Source organism: Caulobacter sp. (assembly GCF_965279145.1).
Lineage (GTDB): Bacteria > Pseudomonadota > Alphaproteobacteria > Caulobacterales > Caulobacteraceae > Caulobacter.
Map to the genome: position 1 here is coordinate 2706294 of NZ_OZ257139.1, position 23501 is coordinate 2729794.

The 23501-nt window shown below is 67.8% G+C and carries 18 protein-coding genes; 8 read left to right on the top strand and 10 right to left on the bottom strand.

The window, feature by feature from the left end; genetic code table 11:
- Positions 1-27 precede the first annotated feature (27 nt).
- The gene (locus ACQY9P_RS12735) at positions 28-948 is read right to left on the bottom strand and encodes a Gfo/Idh/MocA family protein (protein ID WP_421740102.1); all 921 of its coding nucleotides are present in this window, start codon (positions 946-948) and stop codon (positions 28-30) included.
- Positions 949-1205: 257 nt separating this feature from the next.
- Here ACQY9P_RS12735 and ACQY9P_RS12740 point away from each other — a divergent pair, with 257 nt between their 5' ends.
- Genes ACQY9P_RS12740 through ACQY9P_RS12755 form a run of 4 tightly spaced genes read left to right on the top strand, consistent with a single transcriptional unit; the run spans position 1206 to position 6385 of the window.
- The gene (locus ACQY9P_RS12740; RefSeq protein ID WP_421738904.1) at positions 1206-2456 is read left to right on the top strand and encodes a rhamnogalacturonan acetylesterase; all 1251 of its coding nucleotides are present in this window, start codon (positions 1206-1208) and stop codon (positions 2454-2456) included.
- Positions 2446-3408, top strand: a complete 963-nt coding sequence (locus ACQY9P_RS12745; RefSeq protein ID WP_421738903.1) for an alpha/beta hydrolase — start codon at positions 2446-2448, stop codon at positions 3406-3408. The genes ACQY9P_RS12740 and ACQY9P_RS12745 overlap by 11 nt, the downstream gene beginning before the upstream one ends.
- Positions 3405-4832, top strand: coding sequence for a rhamnogalacturonidase (locus tag ACQY9P_RS12750; protein ID WP_421738902.1), 1428 nt, complete (start codon positions 3405-3407; stop codon positions 4830-4832). Before ACQY9P_RS12745 ends, ACQY9P_RS12750 begins: the two co-directional genes overlap by 4 nt.
- Positions 4829-6385, top strand: a complete 1557-nt coding sequence (locus ACQY9P_RS12755) for an alpha-N-arabinofuranosidase (RefSeq protein WP_421738901.1) — start codon at positions 4829-4831, stop codon at positions 6383-6385. The genes ACQY9P_RS12750 and ACQY9P_RS12755 overlap by 4 nt, the downstream gene beginning before the upstream one ends.
- Positions 6386-6507: 122 nt before the next feature.
- On the opposite strand, the gene ACQY9P_RS12760 is transcribed toward ACQY9P_RS12755, so the two are convergent.
- From ACQY9P_RS12760 to rhmD, 9 genes are all read right to left on the bottom strand, one after another.
- Positions 6508-8079 carry an MFS transporter gene (locus ACQY9P_RS12760; protein ID WP_421738900.1) on the bottom strand — a complete coding sequence of 524 codons (1572 nt, stop codon included), beginning with the start codon at positions 8077-8079 and terminating at the stop codon, positions 6508-6510.
- A gap of 203 nt (positions 8080-8282) precedes the next feature.
- Complete coding sequence (locus tag ACQY9P_RS12765) at positions 8283-9392, bottom strand: glycoside hydrolase family 88/105 protein (protein WP_421738899.1); 1110 nt, start codon at positions 9390-9392, stop codon at positions 8283-8285.
- 20 nt (positions 9393-9412) lie between these two features.
- Positions 9413-11755 carry a glycoside hydrolase family 95 protein gene (locus ACQY9P_RS12770; RefSeq protein WP_421738898.1) on the bottom strand — a complete coding sequence of 781 codons (2343 nt, stop codon included), beginning with the start codon at positions 11753-11755 and terminating at the stop codon, positions 9413-9415.
- Positions 11752-15531: a beta-galactosidase gene (locus ACQY9P_RS12775; protein ID WP_421738897.1), complete on the bottom strand. Its 3780-nt coding sequence runs from the start codon at positions 15529-15531 to the stop codon at positions 11752-11754. The genes ACQY9P_RS12770 and ACQY9P_RS12775 overlap by 4 nt, the downstream gene beginning before the upstream one ends.
- 6 nt (positions 15532-15537) lie before the next feature.
- Positions 15538-15873 (bottom strand): L-rhamnose mutarotase, encoded by a 336-nt coding sequence (gene rhaM / locus ACQY9P_RS12780; RefSeq protein WP_421738896.1) that lies wholly within the window; start codon positions 15871-15873, stop codon positions 15538-15540.
- A gap of 31 nt (positions 15874-15904) precedes the next feature.
- Entirely contained in the window at positions 15905-16813 is a 909-nt protein-coding gene (locus tag ACQY9P_RS12785) for an amidohydrolase family protein (RefSeq protein WP_421738895.1), read from the bottom strand.
- Positions 16814-16825: 12 nt separating this feature from the next.
- The gene (locus ACQY9P_RS12790) at positions 16826-17578 is read right to left on the bottom strand and encodes an SDR family NAD(P)-dependent oxidoreductase (protein WP_421738894.1); all 753 of its coding nucleotides are present in this window, start codon (positions 17576-17578) and stop codon (positions 16826-16828) included.
- Complete coding sequence (locus ACQY9P_RS12795) at positions 17575-18438, bottom strand: fumarylacetoacetate hydrolase family protein (RefSeq protein WP_421738893.1); 864 nt, start codon at positions 18436-18438, stop codon at positions 17575-17577. The genes ACQY9P_RS12790 and ACQY9P_RS12795 overlap by 4 nt, the downstream gene beginning before the upstream one ends.
- A 21-nt stretch (positions 18439-18459) precedes the next feature.
- Positions 18460-19638 (bottom strand): L-rhamnonate dehydratase, encoded by a 1179-nt coding sequence (rhmD, locus tag ACQY9P_RS12800; RefSeq protein ID WP_421738892.1) that lies wholly within the window; start codon positions 19636-19638, stop codon positions 18460-18462.
- A 263-nt stretch (positions 19639-19901) separates the two neighbouring features.
- Between rhmD and ACQY9P_RS12805 the strand changes: the two genes are divergently transcribed.
- Genes ACQY9P_RS12805 through ACQY9P_RS12820 form a run of 4 tightly spaced genes read left to right on the top strand, consistent with a single transcriptional unit; the run spans position 19902 to position 23429 of the window.
- Complete coding sequence (locus ACQY9P_RS12805; RefSeq protein WP_421738891.1) at positions 19902-20693, top strand: IclR family transcriptional regulator; 792 nt, start codon at positions 19902-19904, stop codon at positions 20691-20693.
- A gap of 22 nt (positions 20694-20715) precedes the next feature.
- Entirely contained in the window at positions 20716-21477 is a 762-nt protein-coding gene (locus ACQY9P_RS12810; protein WP_421738890.1) for an SDR family NAD(P)-dependent oxidoreductase, read from the top strand.
- A gap of 27 nt (positions 21478-21504) precedes the next feature.
- Positions 21505-22647, top strand: coding sequence for an FMN-dependent L-lactate dehydrogenase LldD (gene lldD, locus ACQY9P_RS12815; RefSeq protein WP_421738889.1), 1143 nt, complete (start codon positions 21505-21507; stop codon positions 22645-22647).
- Entirely contained in the window at positions 22644-23429 is a 786-nt protein-coding gene (locus ACQY9P_RS12820) for a rhamnogalacturonan acetylesterase (RefSeq protein WP_421738888.1), read from the top strand. Before lldD ends, ACQY9P_RS12820 begins: the two co-directional genes overlap by 4 nt.
- Positions 23430-23501 lie beyond the last annotated feature (72 nt).

Genomic DNA, 23501 nt, shown 5'->3' on the forward strand with positions numbered 1-23501 from the left:
CGCGGAGGGGGCGAGTCGTCCTGACGCCTACTCCACAAACGCCTCGACCAGCTCCCGCGTCCCGACCAGAAACGCATCGGCCACCAGCGCCAGGGGGCGCACGTCGGCCTCGGACCGGCCCGCCCGGATCAGCTCGCCGAACCGCTTGTAAAGCCCCGGATATTCGTCATCGGCCGCCTGGACTACCGGCTGACCGTCGATCTCGATACGGGCCCCGCCGCTTGACAGCCGCAAGGTTCCGTCTTCGGCCGTGACCGTGATGTCCCAGGTCTGCGGGCCGGTCTGCAGGAAGTCGAAGTCGGCGGTGATCGGGGTGTCTTCGATATCGGTCATGGTCAGGTGCGCGGCGACGGGCGACTGGACGTTTTCCGGCACTTGGAGCCGAGCGTCGGTGACGAACACCTCGCGGGGCATGATCTCGGTCAGGATCGACAGGGCGTTGATGCCGGGGTCGAACACGCCCAGGCCGCCGGCTTCCCAGATCCAGGTCTGGCCGGGGTGCCAGCGGCGAACGTCCTCGCGCCACTGGATGTCGACATTGCGGATCTTGCGGGTGGCCAGCCAGGTCTTGGCGGTCGGCACGCCGGCGGCGAAGCGCGAGTGCCAACTGGCGAACAGGGTGACGTTCTTCTCGGCGGCCAGGGCGGAAAGATCGCCGACCTCGCCGACGGTCGCGCCGGGGGGCTTTTCCAGGAAGACGTGCTTGCCGGCCCGCAGGGCGGTGATCGCCGTCTCGCGGCGCACCTGGGGCGGCGTGCACAGGGCGATGGCGTCCAGCGCGGGGCCGCGCTCCAGCATCTCCTCCAGCGATTCAAAGGCCGGGACGCCCACATCGGGCTTGCTGCGGCTGGCCACGGCCGCCAGCTCCAGGCCGGGATCGGCCGCGATCGCGGGGAGATGCTGGTCCCTGGCGATCTTGCCGACGCCGACGATCCCGACCCTGATGATGCTCACGATGCGTTTCTTCCCAAGCTTGTGTCTGGCCGTATTATACTACAAATGAGGCGGGCAAAGCGATTTGAAGTCTCTCATAAAATGGGACTTTATTCCGAATTATGAAACCGCCTTGTCGTCACCCCTGCCGCTTGCTAATTGTATGAGTATATAGCGGCGCGGCCAAGCTCGACGTCCAGACAAAGTCGACACGTGATCGGCAGGTCGAAGGTGAGGAAGCGCGAATGAGCCTCGACCGGAGGAGTCTCGTGATGGGTCTGACCCTGGGGCCTGTCGTCGGCGCGTTCGCGGCCGGGACACCCCGCTGGGCTTTTGACTTCCGCCCGGGCCCGCCCGCCGAGGGGCATGTCTCGGTGGCGGCGACCCGGGCCTATTCCACCGAGGCTGGCTTTGGATTCGAGCCCCGGCCCGTGGGCGCGGAAGCTTCGCCGACCTTCCTGTTCTCGGTGGCTGTTCCCGAGGGCGACTACCGCGTCACCGTCGACCTGGGCGACGCCGGCGCGCCGGGCGATGTGACGATCAAGGCCGAGTCCCGCCGGCTGATGGTCGAGAGGGGCGTCACCAGGAAGGGTGAGGTGGTCTCGCGGACCTTCATCGTCAACGTCCGCCATCCCGCCATGACGCCGCCGCCGGCCAACGCGCCGGGCGCGGCGGGCGTGCAACTGAACGCGCGCGAGGTCGGGTCCTATGACTGGGACGACAGGCTGACCCTGGAGTTCTGTGGCCCGGCTCCGCGCCTGGCGCGGCTGAAGGTCGAGCCCGTGACCGTGCCGACGGTGTTCCTGGCCGGCGACTCCACGGTGACCGATCAGCGCTACGAGCCCGCCGCCGGCTGGGGCCAGATGCTGCCGCGCTTCTTCAAGCCCGAGGTGTCGATCGCCAACCACGCCGAGTCCGGCGAGACCCTCAAGGCGTTCCTGGTCGAGCGGCGGCTGGACAAGCTGCTGAGCGCCATGAAGCCGGGCGACTATCTGTTCATCCAGTTCGGCCACAACGATCAGAAGGCCAATTGGCCCCAGACCTATGCCGAGGCGGCGACCACCTATCGCGACTATCTGAAGGTCTATATCGGCGAGGCGCGTCGGCGGGGGGCGACCCCGGTGCTGGTGACCTCGATGCACCGGCGCAAGTTCGATGCGGCCGGCAAGATCGTCAACACGCTGGGCGACTATCCCGACGCCGTCCGCGCCGTGGCGCGCGAGACCGGCGTGACCCTGATCGACCTGCACGCCATGAGCGCGGCCTTCTACGAAGCCCTGGGTCCGGACCAGGCCTGGAAGGCGTTCAACGACGGCGGCAAGGACGCCACCCACCACAATAACTACGGCGCCTACCAACTGGCCCGCTGCGTGGCCGAGGCGATCCGCGTCTCGGGCCTGCCGCTGGCCAGGAGCCTGGCCGCCGATGTGTCTCCCTTCGACCCCGCCAGGCCGACGCCGCCGGACGCCTTCGTCCTGCCTGAAAGCCTGGCCCGCAGCTCGGTGGCGCCCCGTGGCAACTGATCTTCACCTCGACCGCCGGGCCCTGCTGGCCCTGGGGGGCGCGGTTTCGCTCACGCCCGGCCTCGCCAGCGCGCGCGGCCTGGAAATCCAGGACCTGTGGCCCGGTCCCGCTCCCGGCGGCGGGAAGGTCACGGTCACCGAGCAGACCATCCTGCGCACGCCGGGCGGCGATCCCAACGACACCGCCTTTCTCAACATCACCCGCCCGGTGCTGATGATGCGCCGGCCGGCCAAGCCGAACGGCGCGGCGCTGCTGATGATCCCGGGCGGCGGCTACAAGCGGGTGGCGGTCAGCAAGGCCGGCGGGCCGATCGACGCCTGGATCGCCGAGCAGGGGATCACCGCCTTCGTCATGACCTACCGCCTGCCGGCCGACGGCTGGGCGGCGGGACCCGATGTGGCCCTGCAGGACGCCCAGCGCGCCATGCGGATCATCCGTAGCCGGGCCGGGGAGCTGGGACTGGACCCCGCGCGCGTCGGCGTCGTGGGCTTCTCGGCCGGCGGCCACCTCGCCGCGCGCCTGGCTGCCCGCTCGGCCATCCCCGCCTATGCGCCGGTCGACGCCGTCGACACCCTGTCCTCGCGCCCGATGGCGGCGGGCCTGTTCTATCCGGTGATCACCGGGACCTTGCCATCGGCTCACGGCGCGTCGCTGAAGGAACTGCTCGGACCCAACCCCACCGACGCCCAGCGCAGGGCGATCTCCGCCGAGCTGGACGTCACCGCCCAGACGCCGCCGACCTTCATCGCCGCCGCCATCGACGACAAGGTTGTGCCTGTGGATAACTCGCTGCTGATGTTCCAGGCCCTGCGCGCCAGGGGCGTCGCCACCGAACTGCATCTCTTCGAAAAGGGCGGTCACGGCTTTGGCCTCAAGGGCCCCGACGGCGCGCCGATGCCCTGGCCGGGGATGCTGGACGCCTTCCTTCGCCGTCACGGTCTCTACGCGTGACCCGGCCTGCCCTGAACGTCCGGGATTTCGGCGCGCGGGGCGATGGCGCGAGCCTCGATACGGCGGCCTTGAACGCGGCGATCTCCGCTGGCGGACGGCTGATCGTTCCGGCGGGGCGCTATCTGTGCTTCTCGATCCGGCTGCTCAGCGGCGTGCATCTGACACTGGAAGAGGGGGCGGTGATCGTCGCGGCCGATCCGGCCATGCACCCCGGCGCCTATGATCCGCCCGAGCCCAATCCGCACGATCTCTATCAGGACTTCGGCCACAGCCACTGGCGCAACAGCCTGATCTGGGGTGAGGGCGTCGAGGACGTAGCCATCGACGGTCCAGGCCTGATCGACGGCGCGGGCTTGACCCGCGAAGGCCCCGGCTCGCGCTGGACGGCCCAGTCCGGCGAATTTCCGCTCAGCATGGCGGGTCTGTCCGACGCCGAGATGGCGGTGCTGGTCCCCGATCGCGCCGCCATGGTCGGGCAGGGCAACAAGGCCATCGGCCTGAAGACCTGTCGGGGCGTGGTTCTTCGCGACTTCACGATCCTCAAGGGCGGTCACTTCGCGATCCTGGCGACGGGGTGCCAGGATCTGACCCTCCAGAATCTGCGGATCGACACCGACCGCGACGGGATCGACATCGACAGCTGCAAGGGCGTGCGGATCGCCGGCTGCCGGGTCAACACGCCCAATGACGACGCCATCGTGCTCAAGAGCTCCCGGGCGCTTGGACAGCCGAGGTTCACCGAGGATGTCGAGATCGCCGACTGTCTGGTCAGCGGCTATGACCTGGGCACCACCCTGCACGGTCCGCCGGGACGCACCCAGACGATCGCGCCCGACCAGGACGGGGTGACGGGCCGCATCAAGCTGGGCACCGAAAGCAGCGGCGGCTTCCGCAACATCCACATCCGCGATTGCGCGTTCGAGCGCTCCCGCGGCCTGGCGCTGGAAGTGGTCGACGGCGGGGTGATGGAGGATGTCACCGTCGAGCGCCTGATCCTGAGCGAGGTGACCACGGCGCCGATCTTCCTGCGGATCGGCGACCGCCGGCGCGGACCGGCGGGGACGGGCGTGGGCGTCATGCGCCGGATCGTCATTCGCGACGTCGAGGCCACCGACGTGCGTCCCGATTTCGCGGCGATCCTCGCGGGCCTGCCGGGTCATCCGATCCAGGACGTGACGCTGGACAATATCCGCCTCAGCTATCGCGGCGGCGGCACGGTCGAGGACGCCGCGCGGCGTCCGGGCGATCTGGCCGACGCCTATCCCGAACCCAGCATGTTCGGCGTCACCCCGGCCTTTGGCCTGTGGGCGCGCCATGTGGACGGCCTGCGCCTGACCGGCGTGCATCTTGAAACCCTGACCCCCGACGCCCGGCCGCCCCTGCGGCTGGAGCATGTTCAATCCCTGACCGGAGACCTTCCATGACCCTTCGCAGCCTGCTTGCCGCCACCTCCGGCATGGCCGCGGCCATCGCCCTGAGCGTCCCGGGCCTGGCCCTGGCCCAGAGCTTCGTGCTCCACGCCGACCAGCCCGGCGCCAAGATCGACCGCAACATCTATGGCCAGTTCGCCGAGCATCTGGGTCGCGGGGTCTATGAAGGCGTCTGGGTGGGGGAAGACAGCAAGATCCCCAACACCAACGGCTATCGCAACGACGTGGTCGCGGCGCTGAAGGAGCTGAAGGTGCCGCTGGTGCGCTGGCCCGGCGGCTGCTTCGCCGACGAGTATCACTGGCGCGAAGGCATCGGCCCGCGCGACAAGCGGCCCGTGCGGGTCAACACCAACTGGGGCGGTGTCGACGAGAACAACGCCTTCGGCACCCACGAATTCATGAACTTCGCCGAGATGATCGGCGCCCAGACCTATGTGAACGGCAATGTCGGCACCGGCACGCCGCAGGAGAGCGCCGACTGGATCGAGTACATGACCTCGGACAGCGGCTCGACCCTGGCCCAGGAGCGCCGCAAGAACGGCCGCGACAAGCCGTGGATGGTCGACTGGTTCGCGGTCGGCAACGAGACCTGGGGATGCGGCGGCGGCATGCGGCCGGAATACTATTCCGACCTGTTCCGCCACTACAGCACCTTCATCAAGACGCCCGGGGATCGCCGCACCCGCAAGATCGCCAGCGGGGCCAGCGACGCCGACTACAACTGGACCGAGGTGATGCTGTCGACAGCCGCCAAGTCCATGGACGGCTACAGCATTCATTATTACACCCTGCCCACCGGCAAGTGGGACAAGAAGGGCTCTGCGACACAGTTTGGCGAGGACCAGTGGTTCTCGACCCTGGCCAACACCCTGAAGATGGAAGAGATGGTCACCAAGCATTCGGCGATCATGGACAAGTACGATCCCAAGAAGCGGATCGGCCTGCTCGTCGACGAATGGGGCACCTGGTACGACGTCGAGCCGGGCACCAACACCGGCTTCCTCTACCAGCAGAACAGTCTTCGCGACGCGCTGGTGGCGGCGATCAATCTGAACATCTTCCATCAGCATGCCGACCGGGTGCGGATGAGCAACATCGCCCAGATGGTCAATGTGCTGCAGGCGATGATCCTGACCGACAAGGAGAAGATGGTCCGGACGCCCACCTACTACACCTATCTGATGTACCGGCCGTTCCAGGACGCCACCTCGCTGCCGATCAAGGTCACCGCGCCGGACTATGCGTTCGGCGGCAAGAGCGTGCCGGGCGTGACGGCGTCGGCGGCGCGCGATGCGGCCGGCGTGGTCCACGTGGCGCTGGTCAATCTGGACCCGAACAAGCCGGTGACCCTGACCGCCGAGCTGGCGGGGATGGCGGCCAAGACCGTTTCCGGCCAGGTGCTGACCGCTCCGGCCATGAACACCATCAACACCTTCGACAAGCCCGATCAGGTCAAGCCGGCGGCCTTCACGGGCGCGGTGTTGAGCAAGGGCGCGCTGACCGTCACCCTGCCGGCCAAGTCGGTGGTGGTGCTGGATCTGAAGTAGGGGCGGGCACTAGCCCCCTCCGCGCCTGCGGCGCTCCTCCCCCGGAGGGGGAAGATGAAGCGGTCATCCGCCCCCTACGGGGGCGGACGGCTGCGCAGCCCGGTGGGGGCAAGTGTGTAGACCTAGCCCCGACCCCACAGGCGCTCCCACGGCCAGCCGGTCAGGTTCTCGACGATGGCCCGGGACTCGGCGGTCTCGGGCTGGGTCTCGCCGGCGCGGAGGCGTTCGACCTCGTGGATCAGCACGGCGTGGGTCCGGGCGTTGAGGCGGAACGACCACGAGATGACCATGCCGGCCAGCATGACCAGGATCGGCAGGCCCACCATCACCAGCACCAGAGCGCGAACCGCTTCGGGCGCCTGTTCGGGCATCGGCTGGCCCTTGGCCGCCGAGACGAAGCCGCCCATGCCGATCAGGGAGGTCGTCAGCACGATCGCGCCAGACTGGGCGATCTTGCGCACGAAGGTCATCACCCCCGCGAAGATGCCTTCGCGACGCTGACCGGTCACGGCCTCGTCCACGTCGGGCAGATAGTTGTAGACGCTCCAGGGCACGAAGTTCAGCGTCCCGCGGCCTAGGCCCGCCAGGATGATCGGGACGAACAGCCAGAACATCACGGCCGGCGACGCGCCGCCGCCAAACAGGTTGCCGCCCAGCGCCGTCAGACCCGCCGCGAAGCCGGCCGGCTTGATCAGATAGAAGGCCAGGAACAGCAGCAGCGCCGAGCAGACCAGGCTGATGGCGATGCGATAGGCCATCACCGGCCCGGTGCGGATCACCACATTGACGGCGATCATCACCGAGATCAGCTGGGCGACATACATCGTCGTCATCAGCTGCGAGATCACCAGGGTCGCCCCCAGCATCACCGTCGCCACGAACAGCGGGAAGGCGGTGTTGAAGATGTCCTGGCTGATATAGCCGCCCAGATAGAGCGACAGGTGCTGGCGGAAGGCCTTGATGCGCAGGGTCGAGAACAGGTCGCGGAACATGTTGACCGGGATCAGCGCCGCCTTGGCCCAGTCCATGGGCTCGGGCTGGATCAGCTTTTCGGCCTCGGTATAGGGCCGCTCCCAGCTGAGCAGCACCACCAGCAGCACCACAAGGCTGAACAGGCCGCCGAAGATCGCCGCCATGATCAGGAAGGTGCCGGGCGAGTCCTTGCCGCCCAGCTGGTTGATGATCAGGGTCGGCAGGTACGAGGCCAGGATCGCCGAGGTCTGGGCGATCATCATCCGCGCGCCGGCGAACTTGGCCTTCTCGTCGTACTTCTTGGTCATCTCCGCCGCGAGGGTTTCCCACGGGATCAGGAACATCGTGTAGACGAACTCGAAGAACACGAAGGTCAGCAGGTAGTAGGTGAAGGTCTGGCCGCTGACGAAGATCAGGGCGAAGGCCGGCAGCAGCGGAATGGTGATGATCAGGAAGATCTTGCGCCGGCCAATGTGGCGACCCACCCAAGTGTGGCGCAGATTGTCGGAGATATAGCCGATCAGCGGGCAGGTGATGGCTTCCAACAGGCGCGGCAGGCCCAGGATCAGCCCCGTTTCGACCGGCGACAGCCCGCAGAAGGTGATGAAGAAATAGGCCAGCCAGCCGGTAATCACGGCCTGCGCGCCGGCTCCCAGCATGTCGCCGGAACCCCAGCCCCAATAGTTGATCCAGGTGGGTGTGCGGGTCTCCGGCGTCGCCATGGTCGTGTCTCTTCCCAAATGTGTCGGGGGTCTAGCGCCCCGCTAGGCTGGTGTTCTCACCGAAGCCAAAATCTCCACCGCCGTCTTCCCGGCGAAGGCCGGGATCCAGATCCATCCAGAGTGGCTCGTGGGTGTCATCTGGGCCCCGGCCTTCGCCGGGGAGACGGAAGAGGTGGTGGCGATCCGATCGCAAAAACGAGTTTCTAGATGAACGCCCGCTGGAACTCGCCCAGCGCCAGCAGGGCCAAGGACTGGCCGTAGGGCATCGAGGTCAGGGGGATGTCCTTGTAGCCCTGCTGGGTGTCGAACACCGGGGTGCCGAACGACACCTGCTGCAGCTCTCCGGTCTCGTCGATATTGGCGATCACGCCCTTCAGCGCCTTGATCGCCAGGTGCTGGTATTCCTTGCCTACATAGCGCTTGCGCACGGCCTTCAGCACGCCGTAGGCGAAGCCCGCCGTGGCCGAGGCTTCAAGGTAGGAGGTCTTGTCGTCGACCAGGGTGTGCCACAGGCCGGTGGCGTCATCCTGGTAGCGGGCCAGGGCCTTGATCTGGGCTTCAAGCGTGTCGATCAGGAAGGTGCGCAGGGCGTCGCCGGGCTTCAGGTCCAGAAGCTCGATGAACTCCGGGATGGCGATCGTCACCCAGCAGTTCCCGCGCGCCCACAGGGCGTCTGCGAAGTTGTGCCGGCCCTCGAACGTCCAGCCGTGGAACCACATGCCGGTCTTGCGGTCGGCCAGGTACTTCACGTGCACCATGAACTGGCGCTTGGCCTCTTCCACGAAGTCTTCGCGGTCCAGCAGCAGGCCGATCTTGGCCAGCGGCAGCACGCTCATCATCAGCGTGTCGTCCCACAGCTGCTGCGGGTTTTCGCTGTTGAAGACGATGTGCTGGAAGCCGCCTTCCTCGGTGCGCGGACCCTCGTACATGACGTAGTCGGCCCAGGTTTCGAGGTAGGGCAGATAGGTGTGGTCGCCGGTGGCCTCGTACAGATAGGCCAGGGTCAGGAACGGCGAGACGGTGTTGATGTTCTTGGTCGGGGTGCCGGCCTCGAAGCGGTCGGCGAACCACTGGGTCATGATCTCGAAGGCGCGCTCGTCGCCCGACATCTCGTACTGCTTCCACAGGCCGTACAGGCCCACGCCGTGGGTCCACTCCCAGTCGTTCCAGCCTTTGGTGTCGATCACCCGGCCGTCGTCCAGGCGCAGCAGGAACTCGCCCGTCTCGTCCTGGATGTCGACCAGATTGCTGATCAACAGGGCGATCCTGGCCTTGATGTCCTTGGCCTCGAGGCCGTGTGCGAGATTGGGCACGGGATAGTCTCCTTGGAAAACTAGACTCGGACGAGCGCGTCGCCGCGCGTGCGCAGCGTCACCGGTCGCCCGGGTTGAAGGTCGAGGGGCAGCTTGGCCGCGCCGTAGCGGACCAGATGCCTGCCGGGTTGGTCGGCGGTGAAGGTGGCGGCGTCGAGCCGTCCGTCCTTCCACGACAGGTCGATCCCCGCCGCGCCGCGCAGGCGCAGGCCCTTCACCGAGCCGGTCGGCCAGGCCTTGGGCAGAGCGGGCAGCAGCAGGACGCGGCCGCCATAGCTTTGAACCAGCATCTCGGCGATGCCGGCCGTCCCGCCGAAATTGCCGTCGATCTGGAACGGAGGATGGGCGTCGAACAGGTTGGGATAGGTGCGGGCGGGCGCCAGCAGCAGCTTGAGGATCGCATAGGCGTGCTCGCCGTCGCGCAGGCGGGCCCACAGGTTCAGTCGCCAGCCCAGGCCCCAGCCGGTGGCGTCGTCGCCCCGGATCTCCAGGGTGCGCCGGGCGGCGGCGGTCAGGGCCGGCGTGTCGTCCGGATTGATCTGGCTGGACGGATGCAGGCCATACAGGTGCGAGACATGGCGGTGGTGGATGTCGGGGGCGCCGGCGTCCCAGTCTTCCTGCCACTCCTGAAGCTGGCCCTGGGCGCCGACCTTGTCGGGCGGCAGCTGGGCGCGGGCGGCGGCGGCCTTGCGGGCGAAGGCGGCGTCGACGCCCAGGGTCTTGGCGGCCAGCCCGACATGGTCGAACAGGTCGCGCAGCAGCTGGTTGTCCATGGTCGGCCCGGCCGCCGTCGAGGCGCCGTCATGGTGGATGTTCTCGGGCGACATCGACGGGGCGGTGACCAGGAAGCCGGACTTCGGATCCTTGACCAGAAAGTCGAGGAAGAACTCTGCCGAGCCTTTGAGAAGCGGATAAAGGCGCTTCAGATAGGCCGGGTCACGGCCATAGTCCCAGTGGTCCCACAGGTTCTGAAGCAGCCACACCCCGCCCATCGGCCACAGGCCCCAGGGCGCGCCGTCGACCGGCGCGGTCACCCGCCACAGGTCGGTATTGTGGTGCGCCACCCAGCCGCGCGCGCCGTACATGGTCTTGGCGGTGCGGGCGCCGGTGATCGCCAGGTCCTCGACCATGCGGATCAGGGGCTCGACCAGTTCGGGCAGGTTGGTCGACTCTGCCGGCCAGTAGTTCATCTCCGTATTAACGTTGATGGTCCACTTGCTGCCCCACGAGGGATTGGTCTTCTCGTTCCAGATGCCTTGCAGATTTGCTGGCTGGGTCCCCGGGCGCGAGCTGGCGATCAGCAGGTAGCGGCCGTACTGGAAATAGAGCGCGGCCAGGGCCGGGTCGCCCTCGGACGCGAACCTGGCGATGCGCGGCTCGGTCGGCTGGGCGGCGGCAGGGGTGGTCCCCAGGTCGATCGCGACGCGACGGAACAGCTTGCGGTGTTCGGCCTGATGGGCGTCCAGCAGTTGGGTCCAGCTCTTGGCGGCGGCCCTGTCGATCTGCCCCTTGGTGATGGCCACCGGGTCGCCCGAGATGTCGTCGAAGCGCTTGTACCCGGTCGCGGCCGCGACCAGCAGCACCGCCTCGTCGGCGCCGCGCACATAGATGCCGCCCTCGCTCACCTTCAGCGAACCGCCGGCGGACATGGCGCGCAGACGGATGGCGAAGGGCAGGCGACCTTCGACGCCTTCCTGGGTCGGGCTGAGGCCGCTGATGACGATGTCGCGGCCATCCACCGTCAGGGTGGCGTTCTGCGGCGTCTGCAGCGAGGCCTGCACCGTGATCCGGCCCTTGGGCGGAGCGCTGAGCCGCACGGCGATCACCTGGTCCACCGGCGAGCTGATCACCTCGCGCAGGTGCGGCGCGGACCCCACGTTGAAGCGGGTCCGGGCCACCGCCCCGTCCAGGTCGAGTTCGCGGCGATAGGCGCTGTGGTTGTCCAGCGCGGGGAACACCATCAGCAGATCGCCCAGGGTCTGGTAGGTCGGCAGCGACGCGGGCTTGCCGATCATCTTGGCGTTGGCCAGGTCTTGGGCGGCTTTGTACTGGCCCGCGAACAGCAGGCGGCGCACCTCGGGCAGGGCGGCCAGGGCCTCGGGATTGTCGTTCGAATAGGGACCGCCGCCGAAGAAGGTGTCCTCGTTCAGCTGGATCCGCTCGGTGCTGGCGCCGCCGAACACCATGCCGCCCAGCCGGCCGTTGCCGACGGGCAGGGCCTCGATCCACGCGTCGGCGGGGGCCGGATACCACAGCGTCAGGCCGTCGGGGCTGGCCTGGGCGTTGGCGCGACCGCTGGTCAGGGCCGCGAGCGCGGCCGCGCCGGCGGTGGCCAGAGCGCCTCTGCGGGTAAGCTCGGTCATGGTCGATACTCCGGTGCGGAAACCTTGGCGACGGGGATGCCGCCACGCACCGTACGCAGATTCACCAGCGTCACGGTCTCCAGGGCGTCGTCGGGGGCGCCGTCGCTGGTCACCGCCAGGGCGAGGGTGTTCTTGCCGTGCAGATCGATGATCCCGGTCGGCAGGACGAAGGTCCGCTGCGGACCGACATGGGCGATGAACTGGCCCATGTTCCACCCATTGACGAAGATCAGAACCCGATAGCGACCGGGCGAGCGGGGTCTGTCCGGATCACCGATGGTCAGGCCCAGGGTGACATCGTGGTCCTTGGGCAAAGCGAGGTCGAAGCTGGTGCGATACCAGGTCGTGCCGGCATGGGGCTGGGTCGCCGCCATGTCGGCCTTGGTCCAGGCCGCGTCGGGGAAGCCCGGCAGGTGCCAGCCCATCCGCTCGCCGAACTGACCGCCCGTGTTGGCGTTGCCGCGCACCGGATCCTGGATGTCCTCGCCGCCCAGATTGCCCTGGATCTTCCAGGCGATCGGGACCGCGAAGCTGTAGCTGGCCGGGCCCGACAGCGAGGCCGAGATCAGGCCGCGCGCCTCCTTGTGGAGGTCGTCGGCGTCCAGATCCCAGTTATGGCCGTTGTTGCGCACCATCACCGACAGCAGGTGCTCGCCGGCCCCCTGCGCCTCTGGCGGCAGCTTGAAGGCAGCCACGCCGGTGGTGATCGGGCGGGGCAGGCCGCCGTCCAGTTCGTGCTGGCCCAGGAACCTGCCGTCCAGCCACACCTGCAGCATGCCCGCGCCGCCGGCGCCATAGTGCAGGGTCAGGGTGTCGATACCAGCCTTGGCGGTGTAGCGGCCGCGATACCAGACGTCGCCCTGGTGGAAGCCATAGGTGCTCATGTCCAGGGCGGGCTGGCCCGTGGGGCCGCGCACGGTCGAGGCGCTGCGGCGGCCTTCGGTCCTTTGCCAGGCGCTGTCGTCAAAGGCCGGATCGGCCTCGGGCGAGCCGGGGGCGGTCTTCCAGGTCAGCTGGGTGATGTTGGGCAGGGTGATCGCGGCCGGACCGGCCAGGGCCCTGTCTGCCAGCAGGCTGCCCGAGGCGGTGGTCTTCGCGGCGACCTTGCCCTCGTTCCAGCGGACCGCCGTTACGGCCTTGGGCGCGAACACTTCCAGCGGGCTGTCGGTCTCGGTGTCGCCAGTCAGGGACAGCACGCCGCCCTTTGTGGCGTCGCTACGGACCAGACCCGGGCCACGCACCAACAGGGCGTCGCGCCGCCAGAAGGTCTGGCCGGTCTCGGCGTCGGCCAGCAGCAGGGTCAGGGGCGGGCGACCGCCGCCGGTGATGCGCACGCGGGCCAGGCCCTTGTGTGTGTAGGCTAGCTTCAGGTCGCCCTTGGCGGCGTCGAACGTCGAGGCGACCTCGCCCTCAATGACCTCGACCTTGGGCGCGCTGGCATAGCGCAGCACCGTCTCGCCCGCCTCGCCGGCCCGGCCATAGAGCAGGGCCAGGTCGCCGTCGTTCCATTTCAGGTGGGTCTGGATCTCGGACGTCGAATAGACCAGCCGCTGGCCGCCCAGATCATAGCTGGCCATCAGCATCTTGCTGTCCTGGCCCTTGATCTTTGAGGCGACCACATACTCGCCGTCGCGGGTCTTCACCTTGAAGGTGAAGGCCTCGTCGCCCGTGCCGCTGCTGGGATTGTGTAGCACCACATAGAGGTGGCTGCCCGTCTCGGCGTTGGTGTTGTGATAGACCTTCACCCTGTCGTTCGACGGGGTGACGGCCTCGCCCTTGTCCATGCGGCGGATGTCGGGAACGGCGGCGATGAACTCGCCCATCTGCTTGATGACCCGGGCCTTGTCGCGCAGGCCGCGGGCCTCGTCGATGGCCGAGCCGTAGTCATAAGAGGTGAACACCACCGGGGCGGGCAGCCAGCCCCAGCTGGTCCCGCCATAGGTCATGTAGAAGCTTTGCAGCGTGATGCCGTTGGCGATGTTGGTGGCGTAGAACACCCGCTGATAGCCGATGCCGCGATGGATCGCGGTGCAGTCATAGTCGCCGTTGCTGCCCCAATAGTCGAACCAGCCGCCGCCGAACTCGGCCAGGAAGCCCGGCGTATTGGGACTGGTCGAGGCGCCGCCTCTGGAGCCGCCATTGCCGTGGATGCCCCAGTCGGGCGCGACGCCGGGGCTGGAAGGCGTGGAGTCTACCTTGCAGTTGCCGCCCGGATAGCCGTCGAAGGCATAGAGGTCAGTGGGGCCTTCCACCGTGCCCGGCACGTTCGAGCCCTTGGGCACCCAATAGCCGTTGCGGCCCTTGTCGTTGTGGAAGATCGGGACGGTGATCCCATCCGCCTTCGCCTTGTCGGCCAGCCACTGCATGTAGCGCTGCTGCGGGGCGCCGACGACGTCCAGCTCATTCTCGATCTGGTGGGCGATCACCGTGCCCTGGCCGGTGGTCAGCTGGTGGCGGGCGATGACGGCGTTGATCTGGGTCAGCCACTCGTCGGCGGCGGTGATGTATTCTGGCGCGTCGGTGCGGGCGCGGGCCTGCTGGTTGACCAGCCAGCCGGGGAAGCCGCCCCGGGTCAGCTCGGCGTTCACGTAAGGCCCGGCGCGGGTGATGACGTAGAGGCCTTCCTCTTTCGCCATGGTCAGCACGCGGTCCATGTCGCGCACGCCGCTGAAGTCGTAGACGCCCTGCTTGGGCGAGTGGTAGCCCCAGTCGAAATAGAGGGCGACGGTGTTGTAGCCGCTGGCCTTCATCTTCTGCAGGATGTCGCGCCACAGGTCCGGGCTGGGCACGCGGAAGGGGTGGAACTCGCCGCCCCACGAGAAGACGCGCTCGCCGTCGACCTTCAGGGAATACTTGTCCCAAGTGATCTTGTGGGCTTCAGCCGGCTTGGTCGTGAGGGCCTGATCGCCGCCTTCCTTCAGCACCGTGAAGTGGCGCACCGTTCCGGAAAGTTCGGGCAGCTCGGCCTTCTTGCTCCAGGTCCGGAAGCCGTCCCTGCTGTCCGACGACCAGTAGCGCTTGGCCATGTATTCGTCGAAATAGATTCGCCACGCGCCGTCAGGCGTGCGTGTCAGGGCGGGGCCTTCCAGGAACCGGCCCCAGCCGGCCCAGTCGCCCGTTCCCCTGGCCTGCCAGGGTCCGTCCAGCGACGGGGCGCTCCACAGCTCGATGAACTTGCTGGTCTCGTTCTTGGCGAAGGCGTTGTAGAGGCCGCCCTCCTTGACCACGAAGGTGTCGATGAAATTGGGGCCCAGCCCCGCCAGCGGCCTGGGCGCGCTCCAGCTCGCCAGCGAGGCGTCGGTGGCGGTGATCCGTACAGGCTGGAAGGCGCCCTGCTGGCCGGTGGTCGAGACCGACAGGATCAGGTTCACCGATCCGTCCTGATCGACGAACCATTCGGGCGCCCAGCTGTTGGTCGCGCCCGCCACATCCACGGTGACGTCGCGCAGGAAGGTCCAGTCGGCCAGGTCCTTTGACCGCGCCAGGCCGATCGTATTGCCGCTCCAGCCGGTGGTGTAGGCCACATAGTACCAGCCGTCGGTGTGCTTCATCACGCTGGGGTCGCGGATCAGGCCCTTGGGTGGCGTATAGGCCAGGGGCTTCTTCAGTGTGAACCGCGCGCCGTCCGCCGAGTCATAGACGCTCATGTTCGACGGACTGGCGTTGGTGAACGCCGTCATCGTGTAGCGCAGAGGTTCGGCTCCCATGGACTGAACGGGCGCGGTCGTGGCGAACAGGCCGGCGGCGAGGCCGAGGGCGCGGAAGGGCAGGGACATTGCGGCCTATCCCTCGAAATAGAAGACGGGCTTCAGCGGCCACTCGACGGGCCGGTTATCCGGGTGGACCTCCATCAGGTCGGCCATGAAATCCCACCAGCGCTTCATCACCGGCTCCAGCGGCAGGGCGTCCTTGGTGTGGTCGGGGCGCAGGCGCAGGACGGCGAACAGGCTCATGGTCTGCTCGTCCAGGAAGATCGAATAGTCGTGGATGCCGGCCTTGCGCAGGGCGTCGGCCAGGTCGGGCCACAGTTCGTCGTGGCGGCGCTCGTACTCGGCGGCGACACCGGGCCTCAGCTGCATGCGGAAGGCGAGGGGGCGGCTTTCCGTGTTCGTGCTCATCGTCTTCCTCCCGGTCCTGTTCTTGTCGTTGTCAGTGGGGCAGGCGGTAGATCCGCCGGGCGGTGTCGGCGAAGAGCCGGGATCGCTCGACCTCGCTGAAGTCGGCGGTGATGGCGTCATAGGCGCGATAGAAGTCGTCGAAGGATCCGTGAACCTTCTCGACCGGGAAGTTGCTGGCGAACATGCAGCGCTCGGGGCCGAAGGCGTCGATGACCTTCAGCACGAACGGCCGCAGGCTGGCCTCCGTCCAGGCGCGGTCGACCATGGCCAGGCCCGAGATCTTGCAGCTGACATTCGGGCGCTGGGCCAGCAGGGCCAGGCCGTCGCGCCAGGCCCGCAGCCCCGCCTCGTCGCGGTCGCTCGGCATGCCCGCGTGGTTCAGGATCATCGGGATGTCGGGATGGTCGCCGGCCAGGGCGGCGGCGGCCGGGAACTGCGAGGGATAGGCCTGCAGGTCGAACGACAGGCCATGCCGGGCCAGCAGCGCGTAGCCCCGGCGCCAGTGCGGATCGAGCAACAGGTCGCGGTCGCTGTAGGTCTTGGCTGGGTCGGCGTGCCAGTTGACGATCTGGCGCACGCCGCGAACGCCGGGCCGGGCGGCCTGGGCCTCCAGCAGGGCTTCGACACCGGTGTCGTCCAGGCATGCGCCGGCGACGATGCCGCCGATGATCCCCCGGGTGTCGGCGATGCCCTGCAGCCAGTCGGTCTCGGACAGCTGATCCTTGGGCGGCAGGCCGCATTCGACGTGGACGGTCTGGTCGATGGCCCAGCCGGCGGTGTCGGCCAGATAGTCGTCCAGCCCGTAGGAGCGATAGGCGATCGAGGTCATGTCGCCGGCCGGATTGTTCGGCAGCGGACGGTCCTGGAGCCAGGCATAGTAATGCCGCTCCAGGTCCCACAGGTGCATGTGGGGATCGACGATCGGACCCGCGTACGTCATCGCCCCCGCTCCCTAGAAGGTGGTCCGGCCGCCGGAGGTGTCGAAGGTGGCCGCAGTGGTGAAGCTGCACTCTTCCGACGCCATGAAGCACACCATGGCGGCGCTCTCGTGGATCTCGCCGAGGCGACCCATCGGGATCTTGCCGCGCATGTAGTCGACCTGGCTCTGGGGCAGCTGCTCCAGGATCGGGCTTTCGAAGGTGGCGGGCGTCAGGGCGTTGGCGATGATGCCCTTGGTGGCCAGCTCCTTGCCCAGCGACTTGGTCAGGCCGATCACCCCGGCCTTGCTGGCCGAATAGGCGCTGGCGTTGGGATTGCCTTCCTTGCCGGCCACCGAGGCGACATTGACGATCCGGCCATAGCCGTTCTGGATCATGAACGGCGTGACTTCGCGGCAGCAGTAGAACAGGCCGTTGAGGTTGATGTCGATCACCCGGCGCCAGCTGTCCAGCGGGTACTCGTGCACCGGCGCCGTGGCCCCGGTGATGCCGGCCGACGCGACCAGGATGTCGATCTTGCCCAGGGCAGTATTGGCGTCCTTGGCGGCCGCCGCGACAGCCGCCTGGTCGGAGACGTCCAGGGCGGCGCTGTGCGAGGCTCCGACCTCGGCGACGGCCTCCGTCAGGGCGGCGGCGTCCAGGTCCCACAGCGAGACCTTGCCGCCCTCGGCGACGATGCGCGCGGCGACGGCCCGGCCCAGGCCCGAGGCTCCGCCGGTGATGACGGCCGTGCGGCCGGCGAAACGATCGAGATAGGGGGTGCTCACGCGCCGCCGTCCTGCGTCCAGGCCACGACGATCTGGCGCTGCTCGCCCAGCTTCTCGATGCCCAAATGGATCTGGTCGCCAGCCTTCAGATAGACGGCGACGGGCTTCTGACCCATGCCCACGCCCGGCGGCGTGCCGGTGGTGATCAGGTCGCCCGGCTCCAGCGTCATGAACTCGCTGATGTAGGAGACCAGCTTGCTGATCGGGAAGATCATGGTCCTGGACGAGCCGTCCTGCTTGCGCTGGCCGTTGACGTCCAGCCACATGGCCAGGTCCTGGGGATCGCCGACTTCGTCCGACGTGACGATCCACGGACCGACCGGACCGAAGGTGTCACAACCCTTGCCCTTGTCCCAGGTGCCGCCGCGCTCGATCTGGAAGGCGCGCTCGGAGACGTCGTTGATCAGCACGTAGCCGGCCACGTGGTCGAGGGCCCGGTCTTCGCTGACATAGCGGGCGCGCGAGCCAATCACGACGCCCAGCTCGACTTCCCAGTCTGTCTTCTCCGAGCCGCGCGGGATCATCACCGGATCGTTCGGGCCGGTCAGGCAGCTGACGGCCTTGGTGAACAGCACCGGCTCCTCGGGGATGGGCAGGTTCGACTCGGCGGCGTGGTCGGCGAAGTTCAGGCCCACGGCGATGAACTTCGAAACGCCGCTCACCGGCACGCCGTAGCGGGGCGAGCCCTCGACCAGCGGCAGCGACTTGGGATCGATGGCGGCCAGCGCCTTGAGGCTGGCGGGCGACAGCTGCGCGCCGGTGATGTCGGCCACGTGGCCCGACAGGTCGCGGATCCGACCATCGGCGTCGAGCAGGCCTGGCTTTTCGGCGCCCTTGGGGCCGTAGCGGAGAAGCTTCATGGGTCTAGGCTTTCAACAGGATCAGCGGACGTAAGGCCGGTGCAGACCGACCTCGCGATTGAGTTCGACGCCGAAGCCAGGGGCGTCGGAAAGCTTCAGCTTGCCGTTCACCGGCACGGGCTCGCCGATCAGCTGGGGGTGGAACATCGGGACCACCTCGTCGGCCCTGGGCGCCATCATCAGGAACTCGGCGAACGGGCTGTTATGGCGGGTGACCACGAAGTGGTAGCTGTAGACGCTTGAGCCGTGCGGGATGCACAGCACGCCCCGGCTGTCGGCCAGGTTTGAGATCTTGACCAGCTCGGTCATGCCGCCGCACCAGCCCACGTCGGGCTGGATGATGTCGCAGCACTCCATCTCCAGCAGCATGCGGAAGCCCCAGCGGGTGGCTTCGTGCTCGCCGGTGGTGACCAGCATGCCCGCAGGCGCGGCCTTCTTCAGGTCGCGATAGCCCCAGTAGTCGTCGGGGCTGAGGGCTTCCTCGATCCACTTCAGTCCATACTCATGGGCCTTGTGGGCCAGCCTGGTGGCGTAGTTCAGGTCCAGCGCCATCCAGCAGTCGAACATCAGCCAGAAGTCCTCGCCCGTGCGCTCGCGCATGGTGGCCAGTTCTTCGATATTCTTGCGCAGGCCTTCCTCGCCCTCGGCCGGGCCGTGGTGCAGGGGCATCTTGCCGCCGATGAAGCCCATCTTCTGGGCCAGGTCGGGCCGCGCGCCGGTGGCGTAGAAGGTCAGCTCGTCGCGAACCTTGCCGCCCAGCAGGTGATAGACCGGCTCGCCGCGCAGCTTGCCCAGCAGGTCCCACAGCGCCAGGTCGACGCCCGACAGCGCGTTCACGACCAGGCCCTTGCGGCCGTAATACTGGGTGGAGAAATACATCTGGTCCCAGATCTTCTCGATCTCGGTCGGGTCGCGTCCCTCCAGGAAGCGGGCCAGATGCTTCTCGACGATATAGGCGGCCGGTTCGCCGCCGGTGGTCACCGCAAAACCGATCGTGCCGTCGGCGGCCTCGATCTCGACCACCAGGGTGCCCAGCACATTGATGCCGAAGCTCTGGCGGCTCTGGCGATATTCGGGATAGCGCGACATCGGGGTGGCGATGTGGTCGTCGATCCAGTGACCGGCGCCCTGGTCGTGATAGTCGGCGCCGCCGCCGCGAACCACATAAGCCCGAACATGCTTGATCAGCGGAAACGCCATGGAAGACCGAAGCTCCAACCGGGTGGGGCGCGTCAGCGACCCCGGGAACGGGGAGGCGCCGGCCGGGTCCAGGACGGCCCCCGCATGCGTCGGCGAAAGCCAAGTTGGCCGCGCCTACCTCCCTAAGACAACGTATGACACGCTATGGGTTCGCGGGGTGCGGGGCTTGAGACCGCCGCCGTCCGTATCGCTTGCCTCGCGTTCCACAATATGAGAGAGAGTGCTACAAAATGAAACGACAGGCGTCAAGGGGAGCGGGAACGGTGGCGGCGGACGACAGCACGGCGACCAAGAGCCCCAGCGGCAGCCAGACCCTGTTCCGGGGGCTGGACCTGCTTGACGTGGTGGCCGAGTCCGGAACCATCGGCCTGCCGGCCCTGGCCAAGCAGCTGGGCCTGACGCGCAGCACCACCCACCGTCTGGCGACGGCCTTGGTCGAACGGCGGATGCTGTCCCAGGCCCCGCGCGAGGGCTACAGCCTGGGCTCCAAGCTGCTTGAACTGGGCTATCTGGCCAGCCAGCAGATGGACCTGCCGCGGGTGGCCCGGCCGCATCTGGAAAAGCTGCTCGACGAGCTGGAAGACACCATCCACCTGGGCGTCCTGGACGAGGATCGCGCCCTCTATCTCGACAAGCTGACCGGGCGTCGCCGCATCAATATCAGCTCGCGCGTCGGCGATCGGCAGCCGATCCGCTCGACCGGCCTGGGCAAGGCCCTGGTGCTGGACGACACCGAAGCGCGCTGGCGCGAACTCTATCGCCTGGAAGGTCCGCCGGCCCCCGGCGCGCCCGACGAAGAGCAGTGGATCGCCTGGATGCACGGCTACGCCAAGCGCGGGGTGGCCTTCGACCTCGAGGAGAACGAGGATCGCATCCGTTGCGTGGCCGCGCCGATCCGCGGGGCCGCCGGCCAGATCGTCGGGGCCATCAGCGTCTCGGGCGCCGCCCAATACATGGACGACGCACGCATGAACACGCTGGTGGATGACGTGCGCGAGGGCGCCAACGCCATCGGCCGCGACCTGGGCTGGAACGGTAAGCGCGTCGCGCGCTGAGAACAGGAGCTTCGGAGGACCCATGTTGCTTGAAGACAGGATCGTCGCCGTCACCGGCGCCTCGCGCGGCATCGGCCGGGCCACGGCGATCGAGTGCGCGCGTCAGGGGGCGCACGTGGCTCTCAATGTCTTCAAGGATCCCGAAGCCGCCGAGGAGGTCGCCCAGGCCATCCGCGACCTGGGCCGCAAGGCCGTGGTGTTTGATGGCGATGTGGCCGATCCCGATAACGCTCCGCGCTTCATCGAGGCGGCGGTGGCGGGACTGGGTGGGCTGGACGTGTTCGTCAGCAACGCCGGCATCTGCCCCTTCCACGCCTTTCTAGACATGCCGCGCGAGACCTATGAGCGAACGGTCGGGGTCAACATGACCGGGGCCTATTTCATGGTCCAGGCCGCCGCCAACCAGATGGTCAGGCAGGGCCGGGGCGGGGCGGTGGTGGCTATCTCCTCGATCAGCGCCCTGGTGGGCGGCGAGATGCAGACCCACTACACGCCGACCAAGGCGGGGGTGCACAGCCTGATGCAGTCCTGCGCCGTGGCGCTGGGCAAGCACGGCATCCGCTGCAATTCGGTGATGCCGGGCACCATCGCCACCGACATCAACAAGGATGACCTCGCCGACCTGGACAAGCGCCGCTACATGGAAGGCCGCATTCCGCTGGGCCGCCTGGGCGAGCCGGAAGACATCGCCAGGATCGTAGTGTTCCTGGCCTCCGACATGGCGTCCTACGTCACCGGCGCGGCCGTGCTGGCCGACGGCGGCGCCTTCGCCAATTTCCAGTAGGGCCCATCTCTTGAGAAGGAGAGAGGCATGATCGTCTCTTCCACTACCGACTTTCGCGAAGCGGCCCGTCGCAAGCTGCCGCGCTTCCTGTTCGACTATATCGACGGCGGCGCCTATGCCGAGCGGACCCTGGCCCGCAACGTCTCCGACCTCGCCGATCTGTCGCTGCGCCAGCGGGTGCTGAAGGACGTCTCGGGCGTCGATCCCTCGACCACTCTGTTTGGCGTCAAGCAAGCCCTGCCGGTGGCCCTGGCTCCCGTCGGCCTGACCGGCATGTACGCCCGGCGCGGCGAGGTGCAGGCCGCCAAGGCCGCCGCCGCCAAGGGCGTGCCGTTCTGCCTGTCGACGGTCTCGGTCTGCGATGTGGATGAAGTGTCTAAGGCCTCCAGCGCGCCGATCTGGTTCCAGCTGTATGTGCTGCGCGATCGCGGCTTCATGCGCGACCTGCTGGTTCGCGCGCGCGACGCCGGGGCCACGGCCCTGGTCTTCACCGTCGACATGCCGGTGCCCGGCGCGCGCTATCGCGACGCCCATTCGGGCATGAGTGGCCCCAACGCCGCCGCCCGCCGGCTGCTACAGGCCGTGACCAAACCGGCCTGGGCCTGGGATGTCGGCGTGATGGGCCGTCCCCACACCCTGGGCAATGTCGCGCCGGTGCTGGGCGAGAACTCGGGTCTGGAAGACTTCATGGGCTGGCTGGGGGCCAATTTCGATCCCTCCATCCAGTGGAAGGACCTGGAATGGATCCGCGACCTCTGGAAGGGCCCGCTGATCATCAAGGGCGTGCTGGATCCGGAAGACGCGAAAGCCGCCGCCGACATCGGCGCCGACGGGATCGTGGTCTCCAACCATGGCGGACGTCAGCTGGACGGCGTGCTGTCGTCGGCCCGCGCCCTGCCGGCCATCGCCGAGGCCGTGGGCGACCGCCTGACCGTGCTGGCCGACAGCGGTGTGCGCTCGGGTCTCGACGTGGTGCGGATGCTGGCCCTGGGCGCCAAGGGCGTGCTGCTGGGCCGGGCCTTCGTCTATGCCCTGGCGGCGCGCGGCGGCCCCGGAGTCACCCAGCTGCTCGACCTGATCGACAAGGAGATGCGCGTGGCCATGGCCCTGACCGGCGTCAATTCGGTCGACCAGATCGATCGGTCCATCCTGGCGGAGCTGACGTCGTGATCGCGCCTTTCCTGCTGGCCCTGGCCCTGGTCGCGGCGCCCGCCAAGACGACTTCGCCGGTGCAGCGCATCGTGATCGCCAGCGACTCCACGGCCGCGTCCTACGGTCCAGACCGTTATCCGCAGATGGGCTGGGGCATGGTGCTGAAGTGTTCGCTGACCCCCAATGTCGAGGTGGTGAACCTGGCGCGCGGCGGCCGCTCGACCAAGACCTTCATCGAGGAGGGCCTGTGGTCGGTGCTGCTGGCCGATCTGAAGCCCGGCGACACCGTGTTGATCCAGTTTGGCCACAACGACGCCGACACCAGGAAGATCATCCGCTTCACCGATCCCAACGGCGCCTATGACGTCAATCTGCGCCGCTTCGTCGGCGACGTGCGGACCGCCGGGGGGCGTCCCGTACTGGTCACGCCCATCGCTCGCTGGATGTGGGAAGGCGGCAAGCCGAAGGACGCCCACGGCCCCTATGCCGCGACGGTCCGAAAGGTGGCGACCGAGATGAAGGTCCCGCTGGTCGATCTGGACGCCGACATGATGGCCGCCCTGCAGGCGCGGGGTCAGCTGGCGTCGCGTGGCCTGTACCTGTTCTACACGCCCAACGACCACGTCGCCCGCTATCCCGACGGGGTCAGCGACGACACCCACATCAACGAGCAGGGCGCCCGCCTGGCCGCCGCCCTGGTGGCGACCCGGCTGAAGGGCCTGGGCCTGCCGGTGTCGAAATCGGTGCGTCCGGCCTCGGTCGCGGGGCAGGCGAGGTTGGGCGGACCTACTTGTCCCTGAGGCGTCATAGACAAAGATCCTCCCCCTAGTGGGGGAGGTGATCGCGAAGCGATCGGAGGGGGAAGTGCTGCT

What these genes read in the sequence shown, in the direction of transcription:
- ACQY9P_RS12775 (WP_421738897.1), bottom strand. Translation starts at nt 15,531, where the DNA reads ATGTCCCTGCCCTTCCGCGCCCTCGGCCTCGCCGCCGGCCTGTTCGCC.
- ACQY9P_RS12810 (WP_421738890.1), top strand. Translation starts at nt 20,716, where the DNA reads ATGTTGCTTGAAGACAGGATCGTCGCCGTCACCGGCGCCTCGCGCGGC.
- ACQY9P_RS12760 (WP_421738900.1), bottom strand. Translation starts at nt 8,079, where the DNA reads ATGGCGACGCCGGAGACCCGCACACCCACCTGGATCAACTATTGGGGC.
- rhmD (WP_421738892.1), bottom strand. Translation starts at nt 19,638, where the DNA reads ATGGCGTTTCCGCTGATCAAGCATGTTCGGGCTTATGTGGTTCGCGGC.
- ACQY9P_RS12740 (WP_421738904.1), top strand. Translation starts at nt 1,206, where the DNA reads ATGGGTCTGACCCTGGGGCCTGTCGTCGGCGCGTTCGCGGCCGGGACA.
- ACQY9P_RS12770 (WP_421738898.1), bottom strand. Translation starts at nt 11,755, where the DNA reads ATGACCGAGCTTACCCGCAGAGGCGCTCTGGCCACCGCCGGCGCGGCC.
- ACQY9P_RS12795 (WP_421738893.1), bottom strand. Translation starts at nt 18,438, where the DNA reads ATGAAGCTTCTCCGCTACGGCCCCAAGGGCGCCGAAAAGCCAGGCCTG.
- lldD (WP_421738889.1), top strand. Translation starts at nt 21,505, where the DNA reads ATGATCGTCTCTTCCACTACCGACTTTCGCGAAGCGGCCCGTCGCAAG.
- ACQY9P_RS12785 (WP_421738895.1), bottom strand. Translation starts at nt 16,813, where the DNA reads ATGACGTACGCGGGTCCGATCGTCGATCCCCACATGCACCTGTGGGAC.
- rhaM (WP_421738896.1), bottom strand. Translation starts at nt 15,873, where the DNA reads ATGAGCACGAACACGGAAAGCCGCCCCCTCGCCTTCCGCATGCAGCTG.
- ACQY9P_RS12755 (WP_421738901.1), top strand. Translation starts at nt 4,829, where the DNA reads ATGACCCTTCGCAGCCTGCTTGCCGCCACCTCCGGCATGGCCGCGGCC.